This is a genomic window from Jiangella endophytica (genome assembly GCF_003427025.1).
GTDB classification, from domain to species: Bacteria; Actinomycetota; Actinomycetes; order Jiangellales; family Jiangellaceae; genus Jiangella; species Jiangella endophytica.
The window spans coordinates 191,759-203,906 of record NZ_QVAI01000003.1 but is presented as its reverse complement, the minus strand read 5'-3'; the positions used below and the strand labels follow the sequence as shown (position 1 = coordinate 203,906).

The following is a 12,148-nucleotide window of genomic DNA, read 5'->3' as shown; positions in this document are numbered from 1 at the left end:
GCTCCAGGCTAGGCCCGGATGTGACACCTGTCCAGCATTCCTGCTGCTTCGGTGTAACAACATTGACGCGTCACGAGCGGGTGGCGACCAGCCGGTCGATGCCGAGGCCGCTGATCAGCAGCCGCTCCTTCCGGTTGCTGAGCAGCTCACGGGTCCAGCCGGCGAACCCGCCGTCGCCGACCTCGACCAGCTCGCCGCCGAGCCGGGCCAGCACCTTGAAGCACAGGCCCTCGTAATAGCCACGCCCGGACGCACGGCCCGGATCGAGGACGCCAGTGACGGGAACGACGCCGGGGCCGGCGCCCGGGCCGGCATCGGGGGCGGCGGCGTCGGAGGGGGCGGCGTCGGGGCCGAGGGCGCCGAGAGTCGCGTCGGCGACCTGTTCGAGCCGTGGATCGAGGACCGTCAGCCGCACCTCCACCGCCTCGGCGCCGAGCAGCGGCAACGCGCGCGTGATGACCGCCAGCTGCTCCGCCAGCGCGGCTCGCTCGAACTCGCGCCCGCCGAGGTCGCGGCCGGCCGTCACCTGCGCGAACAGGGAGAAGTGGGCGAACATCGCCGGCCCGTCGACGAGTTGGGCGCGCACGACCCGCTGAACGGCCGCCAGCCGCACCACCCCGGCCGACCCACTCGGCCGCCCGGCGGTCGCCTGCCCGGCGGACGCCTGCCCGGCGGTCGTCCGGTCGGCAGCCGCACCCGCGGCCGCGCGCTGGAGATCCTGGCGCCGGACGGCCGCCTCGAGCGCCAGCCCGTTGGTCGGGTCGGCGGCGACGTCGGTGCCGCGGACCGTCGAGACCACCTTGTTCTGGTCGACCGTCGCGAGCACCGAGTGCGCCCCGAGCGGCGCCAGCGGAGCCAGCGTCACCACCTCGACCGGCGACGGCTGCGCCGCCAGCGCGTCGAGCAGTACGTCCTCGACCCGCCGCAACGCCTCGAACGGCACCGCGGCCGGCGCGGTGAACCGGTCGCGCCGGTACCGCTCGAGCACCGCAGCCGGCGACAGCGCACCCGCGCGGCGGCGCATCAACTCGAGCTGCAGCGTGGTCAGCTCCGATCCCGGCAGCCCGGCCAGCACTTCGAGCACGTCGCCGCCGCCGACCCGTCGCACGACCCGGCCCAGCGCGGCTCGCGACCCGTTCTCCGTCATCCCCCATGACTAGCCGCGGGCGAGGGCGACGGTCCAGCGGTTTTCTCCGGCTTCGTCACGCAGCGTGACGGCCGTCACGCTCGGTACCGGAGTGACCCGTGGGACTCTTCTCACCACATCACTCCTGGTCACGGCCTGATGATCATCGATGTCGACGCCATGACCTGCACCGATTCGATCTTCACGACCAGCGCCCGGTTCGGGTTGACTTCATCCGATCCGGACGGATTCCGTGGATCACCAGACGCCGCCGTCCGCCTTCTGAGATTATTCGTGACGGTGCGTCATTTTCACGGCACGATGATCATGTTCGGGGCGATTTGCCGGAAATGTCCGCATCTGGAATCCGGTAACCCGCCACCTGCGACAGCGGAGGAGCTGACCCTGTGACGACCGATGGGACGCACCACCATCCGGGCCTTCCAGACGTTCCGATCCACTCCGTCGATCTCAGCGAAGCCGAAGCGTTCTTCCGGCAGCACGCGGCTGAGAACCTCCACGCTCCCGACCCCGAGGAGCGGTTCAGCGAGGCGCTGGTCGAGTTCGGCCGGCGCGGCATGTTCAGCCACACCACCGAGGAACTGGAGTTCGGTGCGCGGCTGGCCTGGCGCAACGCCAACCGCTGCATCGGCCGGCTCTACTGGCGCAGCCTGATCGTCCGCGACCGCCGGTCCGTCCGCACGGCCGAGGGGGTCGCCGCCGAGTGCGTCGAACACCTGCGCGTCGCCACGAACGACGGACGCCTCCGGCCGGTTCTCACGCTGTTCGCGCCCGACCAGCCCGGCCGGCCCGCGCCGCGGCTGCACAACAGCCAGCTGATCCGGTACGCCGGCTATCAGGGCATGGACTCCGTCATCGGCGATCCCGCCCAGGCGGAGTTCACCCGCTGGGTCGAGGGCCTGGGCTGGTCCGGCAAGGGCACCGACTTCGACGTGCTGCCGCTGGCCGTCGAGACCCCCGAGGACGGCGTCCGACTGTTCGACATCCCCGGCGACGCCGTCCTCGAGGTACCTCTCTCGCACCCCGAGTTCCCCTGGTTCGCCGAACTGGACCTCAAGTGGCACGCGGTGCCCGCGATCTCGTCGATGCCGCTGCGCATCGGCGGCATCACCTACCCCACGGCGCCGTTCAACGGCTGGTACATGGGGACGGAGATCGGCTCGCGCAACCTCGTCGACGCCGACCGGTACGACCGCATGACGCAGGTGGGCCGGCTGCTCGGCCTCGACGTCGACGACAACCGGTCGCTGTGGAAGGACCGCGTCCTCGTCGAGATCAACCGCGCGGTGCTGCACTCATTCGACGCCATGGGCGTGAAGATCGCCGACCACCACCACGAGTCGGAGATGTTCATGCGGTTCGTCGAGAAGGAGGAGCGGGCCGGACGCACCGCGCACGCCGAGTGGTCGTGGGTCGTCCCGCCGCTGTCCAGCACCACGTCACCGGCCTACCACCGCTACTACGACGACTCCACGGTGCTGCCCGGTTTCCTGCCCAGTCCCGGCTGGACCCCGCCGCAGGGCGACGACGTTCCCGCCGAGTGCCCCTACCACGCGCGGACCGGTGCCTAGCCGCGTCGTATCGTAGGGCGGGTGTCCGAGCAGCCCGTCGCCGATCGTTCCGTCCGCCTCGCCTGGGCCGCCGACACCGACGCCATCGGTGCCGTGCAGGCCCGGGCGTGGACGGCGTCCTACGCCTCCCTGTTGCCGCCGGCGTTGCTCGCCGACGTCGACGCCACGTCGTTCGCGGCCGCCTGGCGCGAGGCCGTCACCCGTCCGCCGTCGGCCCGGCACCGGGTGCTGGTCGCGCTCGACGCCGGCCGGGTGGTCGGGTTCGCCGCCACCGCTCCGTCCGAGGACCCCGACACCCAGCCCGGCGACGGCGAGGTGGTCGCGTTCCACGTCGACCCCGCCGAGCTCCGCGAGGGGCACGGCTCCCGGCTGCTGGCCGCCGTCGCCGACACCCTGCGCGCCGACGGCTTCACCCGTGCCCGCATGTGGCTTGTCGTCGGCGACGACGTCATGCGCGGGTTCCTCGAACCGGCCGGCTGGGCGCCTGACACCGCGCACCGCACGCTCGACCTGACCGGCGACGGCTCGGCCACGCTGCGGCAGGTGCGGCTGCACACCTCTCTCGTTCCGGAGACGGAGACGGGGTCGTGACGTTCGCCGGCATCCCGGTCGAGGCCCTGGATTTCTACGAGGACCTCGAGAACGACAACAGCAAGTCGTTCTGGACCGCGCACAAGCAGGTCTACGAGAACTCCGTCCGCGACCCGATGCGCGCGCTCGCCGAGGAGCTCTCCCCCGAGTTCGGCCCGATCCGGTTCTTCCGGCCGTACCGCGACGTCCGGTTCGCCGCCGACAAGAGCCCGTACAAAACCCACCAGGGCGTGGTCGTCGGCGGCCACTACGTGCACGTCGGCGCGCCCGGCCTGTTCGTCGCCGTCGGCTACTACCAGATGGCGCCGGACCAGATCGCCCGCTACCGCGTCGCCGTCGACGACTCCCGGCGCGGCGAGCCGCTGGCCGAGATCGTCGAGGCGGTGCGCGACGCCGGGTACGTGGTCGGCGGCGACGCGTTGAAGACGCGACCTCGCGGCTACGACGCCGACCACCCCCGCATCGAGCTGCTGCGGCAGAAGGCGCTGGTCGGCTGGATCGACGTCGGCGCGCCCGACTGGCTGCACACCCCGGCGGCGGCGACGCACATCGCGACGGCGTGGCGAGAGCTGGCGCCGTTGAAGCGGTGGCTCGACGACCACGTCGGGCCGTCGGACCAGCCGCGCCGCTGACGCCGGTCGTCGGGGTCCGCTCGCCGGCGCGGACCGCTCGCGGGCGCGCGCCGCTTGCGGGCCCGCGGCCGCGTCGCGCGTCAGCCGCCGGTCGTGGCGTCGAGGAACGCCCGGCCGCGGGGCGAGATGCGGTAGCCGATCGGGAAGCTCTGCGTCAGCCCGAGGTTCTTCAGCTTGCGCACGTCGAGCTTGAACGGCGCCCGCTCGCGGCCGACCATGTCGGCGAGGTCGCCGGCCCGGCGCTCGGGGTGCTGCTCGATCAACCGGAGCGTCTCGCGGGTCCACGCCCCGTAGGACGAAGCGCGGTCGAGGCGGTCGAGCCGCTTGGTGATCTCCGCGATCTCGGCCGGCTCCAGGTCGCCGCCCGCGGCCAGTTCGGCACGCGGGTCGGGGTCGGCCGCAGGGCGGAACTCGATGCGGTACGTCGGGTTCGCCGGGTCGCCGGGGAGGTCGGCCAGCAGGCTGGCGGCGTCCGGATGACCCGCGGCGCGCGCATCGTCGTCGCTGATGGCGGCGGGGTCGACGACGTCGACCGCGGTGACCTCGATGCGGCCCGCCGGGGTACGGTACGGGCGGCCGGGCAGCACCTGTTGACGGGCCCAGCGCCGGAACGCCAGCGTCACCGTGCCGTCGGCGATGCCCGCCCAGAAGCGCTTCTGGAACAGCACGCGCATCAGCGTAGCGGTATCGCGATGCGGAATCGGGCTCATCACTGTCTGCGCCGTTCAGTACTGTCTGGCCGCATGAGTGACGATTCGCGGCCGGCGATCCGGCGCGACGCCGCCGGCATCGCCGCGTACGCCGCCGCGTTCGGTGCGTCCTTCGGCGCCGTGTCCGTCGCGTCCGGCCTCAGCGTGTGGCAGACCATGGTGCTGAGCCTGGTGATGTTCAGCGGCGCGTCGCAGTTCGCGCTGGTCGGCGTCATCGGCAGCGGCGGCGCCGGGCTGGCGGCCGTCCCGACGGCGCTGCTGCTGGGCGTCCGCAACGCGTTCTACGGAGTGCCACTGACCCGCATCCTCGGCCGGCGCTCGCTGGCCGGGCCGCGCCGGCTGGTGACCGCCCAGCTGGTCATCGACGAGACGACGGCCATGGCGGTCGGGCACGACGAGCGGCCCGCGCAGCGGTACGCCTTCTGGGTCACCGGTGTGCTGCTGTTCCTGCTGTGGAACGCGGGGACGCTGGCCGGGGCGGTGGGCGGGTCGGCGATCGGCGACCCGGCGACGCTCGGGCTCGACGCGATGATCCCGGCGGCGTTCCTGGCGCTGCTGTGGCCGCGGCTGCGGACGGCGGAGGGCCGCTGGGTGGCGGCCGGTGGCGCTCTGGTGGCGACGGTGCTGATCCCGCTGGTGCCGGCCGGGGTGCCCGTGCTGGCGACGGCTCCCATCGCCGTCGTCGCCGGTCTGCTGCCGCGGCGGGAGGCGACGCGATGACGGACATCTGGGTCGCTGTCGTCGTCGCCTCCGTCGGCTGCTACCTGCTCAAGCTCGCCGGCGTCTCGTTGCCGCCGTCGGTCCTCGAGCGCGACGACGTCCAGCGGGTGGCGGCGATGCTGCCGGTCGCGATGCTGGCCGGCCTCGTCGCCGTCGAGCTGTTCGACGACGCCGGTGCGCTCGGCCTCGACCTGCGCCTGCTCGCCGGCGTCGCCGCCGGGGTCGTCGCCCTGCTGCTGCGGCAGTCGTTCCTCGTGGTGATCATCGTCGCCGCCGCAACGACGGCGCTCCTGCGCGCGCTCACCTGACCACCGCCCGCTAGTGTCGGCGCGTGATCACGTGCGTCGTCACCTACACCGTCGACCCGCGCAAGATCGCCGACTTCGAGCGGTTCGCGCGCCGTTGGATGGAGCTGGTGAACGAGCACGGCGGGACCCACCACGGCTACTTCCTGCCCGGTGAGGGCGCCAGCGACCAGGCTCTCGCGCTGTTCAGCTTTCCGAGCCTGGCCGCCTACGAGGCGTATCGGACGCTCTTCGGCGTGCACCCGGACTTCGTCGCGGCCGATGCCATCCGCGACGAGACCGGGTGCGTCGTCCGGTACGAGCGGACGTTCATGCGCCCGCTGCTCCCCGGGGCGAGTGAGTCCGCATGAGGTTCTCCGCTCCGGTCCGCCGGTAGGTCGTCGGGCCCGGGTTCACCGTTCGAGGCCGCGCCCGAGGGCGGACCGGCCGCGCAGGTCGAGCCGGCGGTCACCACCGGCCGCACGTCGGCGGTCCTCCGCTCGCCCGTTCTCTTGAGCAGTCGTCGCGGACACGGGCCATCATCAGGCGTTCTGGCGCATCACGTGGCATGCCTGCCTGGTGGAGCGGGAGAACGCCTGGTGTGGTCCGCGATCCCCGGGCACACCGCAGCCCCACCACCGACGATCGGGCGCACTCGTCCAGTGGGTGTCCCACGGATCCTCGGCGGCGCGGACCCGGACCAAAGTCCAGACGTCGAGCGGATGCGCGCAGCCGACCGCATGATCTGACGCCGTCGGCGAGACCAGCGTTGTCATCGAGGTCGCTCGATGGCACCGCGTCGACTCCTCGTCCGCCTTGCCGCACCGCACCACGACCCCGCCCTCGCGCCGCACGGTACCGCCCGCGACGCACAACCACACGACTCGCGCCTCGCAGCCTCACCGCGCCGCCCGCGTTCACCACCCACGGGGAACTACAGCTCGCCGTCGGACACCCGCTACGGCCGGGGAAGAACCACTCCCGCGCTGCCGCCGCCGCGGCGGACCGGTTCCGCGACCGCCTGCAGCCGATGCCGTCCCAGGAACTCGATGCCGGTGGCCGCGCCGATCTCCGCCGTCGTCGCGAGCGAGTGTCCGTACTCGTCACGTAGGAGGGCACCGAGCGGCCCGGAGGCGATCGCGCCCTCCGTCGACGTGTTGACCCCGTTCGGCTGGAACAGTCGCGGCGCGGCGACCGCCTCGGGCAGGTCCATGCCGAGGTCGATGCGGTTGACCAGGGTCTGCAGCACCGTGCCGATGATGGTCGCGCCACCGGGGCTGCCGACCGCCAGCAGCGGGTCGCCGTCCTCGTCGAGCACGATGGTCGGCGCCATCGAGGAGCGCGGCCGCTTGTCCGGGCCGGGCAGGTTCGGGTCGGGCGCGCTGCCCTGGGTGGGGGTGAAGTTGAAGTCGGTGAGCTCGTTGTTGAGCAGGAAACCGCGGCCGGGAACGGTGATGCCGCTGCCGCCGGTCTGCTCGATCGTCAGCGTGTACGCGACGACGTTGCCCCAGCGGTCGGCCGTGGTCAGGTGCGTGGTGGACCCCTCGTCGGGGACGGCGGCAGGGTCGGGCGCGGTGGTGCAGCCGTCGCCGTAGTCGCCGTCCGGCACGCCCGGCGCGACCGGCTTCGGCGCGGCGGCGCCGGGGTCGAGCAGGCAGGTGCGCTCGTCGGCGAACTCCTGCGACAGCAACTCGTCCAGCGGCACGTCGATGACGTCGGGGTCGCCGACGTAGCGGTTGCGGTCGGCGAACGCGAGCGCCGTCGCCTCGAGGTAGTGGTGCAGCGCCTGCGCCTCGTCCATGGCGCCGAGGTCGTAGTTCTCGAGGATGTTCAGCGCCTCGCCGACGGTCGAGCCGCCCGACGACGGCGGCGGCATGCCGTACACCTGCCGGCCTCGGTACTCGACCAGGGTGGGGTCGCGCTCGATGACCTCGTAGCGGGCCAGGTCGTCGGTCGTGAGGTCTCCGGGCCGGACGTTGCGCGTGGCGCCGTCGCGGACCGGCGGGTCCTGCACCGTGGCGGCGATGTCGTCGGCGATCGGCCCTTCGTAGAACACGTCGATGCCGTGGCGGGCGATCTGCCGGTAGGTGTCGGCGAGATCATGGTTCGGCAGGACGGTGCCGACAGCGGGTGGCACGCCGCCGGGGAGGTAGAGCTCGGCCGTCGCCGGGAAGTCGGCGAAGATCGCGGCGTTGGCCTCGACCTGCGACCGGAACGTCTCGTCGACCACGAAGCCGTCCTCGGCCAGGTCGATGGCGGGGCGCAGGTTGCGGGCGAGGCCGAACCGGCCCCAGCGCTCCAGCGCCTCGGCCCACGTGGCGAGTGTGCCCGGCGTCCCGACCGACAGCCCGCTCACGCGGGCGTCGGCGAAGGCGAGCGGCGTTCCCGTGGCGGGGTCGACGAACCGCTGCTCCGTCGCCGTCGCCGGTGCGCTCTCGCGCCCGTCGAGTGTGCTGACCTCGCCGGACCTGGCGTCGTAGTAGACGAAGAACCCTCCGCCGCCGATGCCCGCGGAGAACGGCTCGCTGACACCCAGCGCCGCTGCCGCCGCCACCGCCGCGTCGACCGCCGTCCCGCCCCGGCGCAGCACCGCCAGTCCCGCCGCCGTCGCGTCGGCGTCGACGGTCGCGACCGCACCGCCATAACCCGTCGCGGTGGGCTGCTTGGGTGGCGGTGAGGCGTGCCGTCGCTCGGCCGGCCCGGTCCGATCGGACTCGGCCGCCTGTGCCGGCGCCAGTAACCCGGCTCCTGCCACGGCGATCGCCCCGGCCGCGACCACGGCTGCTGTCCGCCTACTCCGCTGCACACCCATCACCCAGCTCTCTCGGCTCTCACCCCCGTGCGGCACTACCTTGCCGGGTTTCGATCACCGTGAGAAGGGGTTCGTCACCAACGGTCGCTCCGCCGGTCACATCGCTCCGGACCACCGAGGTCACTACCCGGCGCGCGGACGTCCCGCGACGCGCGACCGTACTGCGCACCGACCCCGCCCCTCGGCGCCGTGAACCGCCCCCGCCGCATGCACGGCACCCCGCCCGCGCTTGGACCCCGCGCACCCGCCCGCGTCCCTTCAACGCCGCGTACCGGCCCTCAACGCACGCATGGCGCCCTCACACGTGCCCTCGACGCCCTGTACCGGCCCGCGCCGCACGCACGGCGCCCTCACACGTGCCCTCGACGCCGCCGCGTACCTGCCCGGCCCTGCTCGCACACACGCCGCGGACCCGGTGACCCCCGAAACCGTCCCACCCGCCCGCTCGCTCAGCCGACGCAGCACGGCGACGCGCACACGGTCCGCGCAGCGCCCCCGGTCCCGCGAACCTGCCCGAGCGATGCCCGTGACGCCAGGGCCCACGCTCGGACGAGGACGCCCCGCACCCTGACAACGCCGACCCCGCACCCGCACAACGCCGACGCCCCGAACCCGAACTCGCACGCGCACCCGCACCCGCACCCGGACAACGCCGACGCCCCGTGCCTGCGCCGTCAGCGATACCAGCACGAACAGCCGAGCCACGGACCAGCACGATGCAAGCACCCGGAATCGTGCCGATCACGTCACCCGTCGAGCGCGGCCGTCGACGCGGCCGTGCCGAGTCGGTGAACGGGACTCGCAGCCGTGGTCAGCCGTGCAGAGCGACCGCACGCCGGGCGGCCTCGCGAGCGCGCGACCGGTCGCCGGCGTCGTCGTAGGCGAGCGCCAGCCGGAACCAGACGCGCCAGTCCTCCGGGTCCGCCTCGGCCTCGGTGCGCCGCCGCTCGAACAGCTCGTCCGCCGCTGCTCGGTCGGCTCGCCCGCTCGGCCGGCGCGGGAGGTCGTCGACCGGCAGGCCGCCCTCGCTCTCGAGCTCGCGTGCCAGCGTCTGCATGCGTAGCCCGAACCGCACCGACCGCCACAACACCCACGCGCCGACCACCGCGATCACCACGACCGCCAGTCCGATGCCCACACCCGCCGCCGTCCCGGACCCGAGCAGCAGCACTCCGCGCCACACCACCAGCACAAGAAGTGCGCCGACGAGGACCGCCATGCCCGCGGCCCAGATGCGGTCGCGCCGTTCGCCTCTCACAGGTCGAGGATCTCCTCGAGCCCGACCGTCAGCCCGGGCCGGTCGACCACGCCGCGCACGCCGGCGAGCACGCCCGGCATGAACGACGCGCGGTCGAAGGAGTCGTGCCGGATGGTCAGCGTCTCGCCGGGCGATCCGAACAGGACCTCCTCGTGCGCCACGAGACCACGCAGCCGGACCGCATGCACCGGCACGCCGTCGACCTGAGCACCACGAGCACCGTCGAGCGCGCTGGCCGTGGCATCCGGCGCCGGCGGGACGTCCGCGGCGCGGCGAGCCTCGGCGATCAACTCGGCGGTCCGGACCGCCGTCCCACTGGGCGCGTCGACCTTGTCCGGGTGATGCAGCTCGATCACCTCGACCGATTCGTAGAACCGGGCCGCCTGTGCGGCGAACCGCATCGTCAGGACTGCGCCGATGGCGAAGTTCGGCGCGATGAGCACACCGACCTTCGGTTGGACGGCCAGCGCCGCACGGACCTGGCTCAGCGACTCGTCGGTCCAGCCGGTGGTGCCGACGACGACATGCACACCCTGATCGACGCAATGCAGCACGTTGGCGAGCGTGGCGCCCGGAACGGTGAACTCCACCGCGACGTCGGCGCCGCCGAGGTCGCCCAGGTCGTCGCCCGCATCGAACCGCCCGGCCAGCACGAGGCCGTCGGCGCGTTCGACCGCCTCGACCACCTGCTGACCCATCCGACCGGCCGCACCGATCACCGCCACCCGTAACGTCATGGGCACAGTCTCTCGTACTCCAGTGATCGTCTCCCGCCCTGGTCGGCTGTCATCGTCGTGCCCGTCACCGCGCTGGTTGCGGATTCGCCGGTTCAGCGGCGGCGAGCGACAGGAAGCGCTCGCGGTCGAGCCCGTTGCTGGCCCCCGCCAGCGCCCGCCACAACGCCGCATACGACGGGCCGACGAGGCGACGTCGGACCTCGGCTTCGACCGGTGGATCGGCAAGGGCGTCGGCAGCGTGGAAGGCGTAGACCGGCGTCGACCCGGGATCGACCGCGTACATCGCCACGAGCGACTGCACCATGGCGAACCGTTCGGCCGCTACCCGGTCGAGGCCCTGCTCCATCAGCAGCCGCACACCCGCGGCCGGCTCTTCCTCATAGTCCGGTGGCGCCTGCAGGTACGTGAAACCGGACCGCGCCGCCGCGCCGAGCATGGCGCACCGCTCGACCAAGTGGTGTGGCTCCGCGTCGGGCAACCCGGCCAGCTGCTCTGCCGCGGCCTGGTCGACAACGACGGGCGGTCCGGCGAAGACTCCCCCGGGTGTGCCGGGCACCTGAAGGATGCGCCCCAGGAGCAGGGCGTCGGACGGAAGCCCCACGGCCTCGCCCAGGTGCCGGACCACGTGCCACTCCCCTGTGCCGCGATCCCTGAGGCGGAGTTGGATGCCGTCGATGTCGCCCAGCTCATACACCCGCGCAGAGGTGCTCGCCCACTGCCGGCCACCCCCGCCTCGCGAGTCGAGGGCGGGCGCGATGCGGACGAGGAACAGCTCGAGCATGAGCTCGTCGAACAGGAGCACGTCGGCGGCCATGCGGGCGATGGCGACGTGTTCGGCCACCATCTGCCAGGGATGCTCGCCGGGTTCCGCCACCAGCGTGACTCCAGCTCCGGCGCAGATCTCGCGTTCGATCTTGGCAGCGAGCGGACTCGGGATGACGCCGACCCACCGCTGCCCGGCGGCGACGGCGAACCTGGCCCACTGCCAGGGTTCGGCGCGGTCGCCCAGCGTCACCAGCTCGGCCACCTGTTTCGCCCAGGGACTGCCGAACCGATGAGGTGTTCTTCGCAGGCAGCCGAGGGCGCGCTCGAGGTCACCGTCCTGTTCGGCGGTCATGGCCTCGAGGACGAACTCGCGGTCGCGGGTGGAGAAGCGGATCTGGCCGCTGTCGTCGCTGCGGCGGGTGACTCGCCGCTTGGCGCGGCGCTTGTGTGCGCGTGTCTTCGTCATGGCTCGACCCTCCTCCGACCGCTCAACTGGATCAACGGCGATCCGCCGGAATGTGGACAACTCCGCAGACCAGTTGAGCCTGTGGAGAACCGCGCCCGAACGTGGCCGGGCAAGTGGCCCGGGCCAGTCGGGCAACCGCTCTGATCTGCGTACACGGCGCTCGGGCAAGTCTCCGGGCAAGAGCGGTTCGCGAGCGTGGAGGCGTTCCACCCCCGGAGGGAGCCACCGTGTCCGCAGCCACCACCGCCCCTGTGCCCGCAGGCGTTCGTCGCGGCCAAGCCAGTGCCGTTCCCCGCGACGTGCCGGCCGACCCCGACCATCCCCGCCGCCGGGCTGCTCGCGTCCCGGACGACCCGCCGGCGAACATCGAGCACCCCCGCCGCCGGTCATCGCGCCTCCCCGGCGAGCGGCCAGTCGACGCCGAGCACCCTCGCCGCGACGCCGCCGACACCGAC

13 protein-coding genes are annotated in these 12,148 nt (G+C 72.9%); 7 read left to right on the top strand and 6 right to left on the bottom strand.

All coding sequences use genetic code 11. The annotated features are described in order from the left end of the window. Window positions 1–70: 70 nt before the first annotated feature. On the bottom strand, window positions 71–1,147 hold the full coding sequence (locus tag DZA62_RS07915) for a hypothetical protein (protein WP_198663527.1): 1,077 nt from the start codon (window positions 1,145–1,147) through the stop codon (window positions 71–73). A gap of 138 nt (window positions 1,148–1,285) precedes the next feature. Here DZA62_RS07915 and DZA62_RS35570 point away from each other — a divergent pair, with 138 nt between their 5' ends. Genes DZA62_RS35570 through DZA62_RS07900 form a run of 4 tightly spaced genes read left to right on the top strand, consistent with a single transcriptional unit; the run spans window position 1,286 to window position 3,941 of the window. Continuing rightward, entirely contained in the window at window positions 1,286–1,537 is a 252-nt protein-coding gene (locus DZA62_RS35570; protein ID WP_157987540.1) for a hypothetical protein, read from the top strand. Further along, complete coding sequence (locus DZA62_RS07910; protein WP_198663526.1) at window positions 1,534–2,718, top strand: nitric oxide synthase oxygenase; 1,185 nt, start codon at window positions 1,534–1,536, stop codon at window positions 2,716–2,718. Before DZA62_RS35570 ends, DZA62_RS07910 begins: the two co-directional genes overlap by 4 nt. Window positions 2,719–2,739: 21 nt before the next feature. Further along, on the top strand, window positions 2,740–3,309 hold the full coding sequence (locus tag DZA62_RS07905; protein ID WP_116948327.1) for a GNAT family N-acetyltransferase: 570 nt from the start codon (window positions 2,740–2,742) through the stop codon (window positions 3,307–3,309). Beyond that, window positions 3,306–3,941 (top strand): DUF2461 domain-containing protein, encoded by a 636-nt coding sequence (locus tag DZA62_RS07900; protein WP_116948326.1) that lies wholly within the window; start codon window positions 3,306–3,308, stop codon window positions 3,939–3,941. The genes DZA62_RS07905 and DZA62_RS07900 overlap by 4 nt, the downstream gene beginning before the upstream one ends. A gap of 80 nt (window positions 3,942–4,021) precedes the next feature. On the opposite strand, the gene DZA62_RS07895 is transcribed toward DZA62_RS07900, so the two are convergent. Next, window positions 4,022–4,609 carry an ASCH domain-containing protein gene (locus tag DZA62_RS07895; RefSeq protein ID WP_198663525.1) on the bottom strand — a complete coding sequence of 196 codons (588 nt, stop codon included), beginning with the start codon at window positions 4,607–4,609 and terminating at the stop codon, window positions 4,022–4,024. Window positions 4,610–4,684: 75 nt separating this feature from the next. Here DZA62_RS07895 and DZA62_RS07890 point away from each other — a divergent pair, with 75 nt between their 5' ends. From DZA62_RS07890 to DZA62_RS07880, 3 genes are read left to right on the top strand one after another with little or no spacing between them, the layout of a single operon-like run. Then, on the top strand, window positions 4,685–5,371 hold the full coding sequence (locus DZA62_RS07890; RefSeq protein WP_116948324.1) for an AzlC family ABC transporter permease: 687 nt from the start codon (window positions 4,685–4,687) through the stop codon (window positions 5,369–5,371). Continuing rightward, window positions 5,368–5,679, top strand: a complete 312-nt coding sequence (locus DZA62_RS07885) for an AzlD domain-containing protein (RefSeq protein WP_116948323.1) — start codon at window positions 5,368–5,370, stop codon at window positions 5,677–5,679. Before DZA62_RS07890 ends, DZA62_RS07885 begins: the two co-directional genes overlap by 4 nt. Before the next feature lie 23 nt (window positions 5,680–5,702). Further along, on the top strand, window positions 5,703–6,026 hold the full coding sequence (locus DZA62_RS07880) for an NIPSNAP family protein (RefSeq protein ID WP_116948322.1): 324 nt from the start codon (window positions 5,703–5,705) through the stop codon (window positions 6,024–6,026). A 587-nt stretch (window positions 6,027–6,613) separates the two neighbouring features. Here DZA62_RS07880 and ggt read toward each other — a convergent pair. From ggt to DZA62_RS07860, 4 genes are all read right to left on the bottom strand, one after another. Continuing rightward, a complete protein-coding gene (ggt, locus tag DZA62_RS07875) occupies window positions 6,614–8,467 on the bottom strand; it encodes a gamma-glutamyltransferase (RefSeq protein WP_116948321.1) in 1,854 nt (617 codons plus the stop codon). An 811-nt stretch (window positions 8,468–9,278) separates the two neighbouring features. Next, window positions 9,279–9,725 carry a hypothetical protein gene (locus DZA62_RS07870; RefSeq protein WP_232827304.1) on the bottom strand — a complete coding sequence of 149 codons (447 nt, stop codon included), beginning with the start codon at window positions 9,723–9,725 and terminating at the stop codon, window positions 9,279–9,281. Further along, on the bottom strand, window positions 9,722–10,462 hold the full coding sequence (dapB, locus tag DZA62_RS07865) for a 4-hydroxy-tetrahydrodipicolinate reductase (protein ID WP_116948320.1): 741 nt from the start codon (window positions 10,460–10,462) through the stop codon (window positions 9,722–9,724). Before dapB ends, DZA62_RS07870 begins: the two co-directional genes overlap by 4 nt. 64 nt (window positions 10,463–10,526) lie before the next feature. Continuing rightward, complete coding sequence (locus DZA62_RS07860) at window positions 10,527–11,693, bottom strand: hypothetical protein (protein WP_116948319.1); 1,167 nt, start codon at window positions 11,691–11,693, stop codon at window positions 10,527–10,529. Window positions 11,694–12,148: the final 455 nt, after the last annotated feature.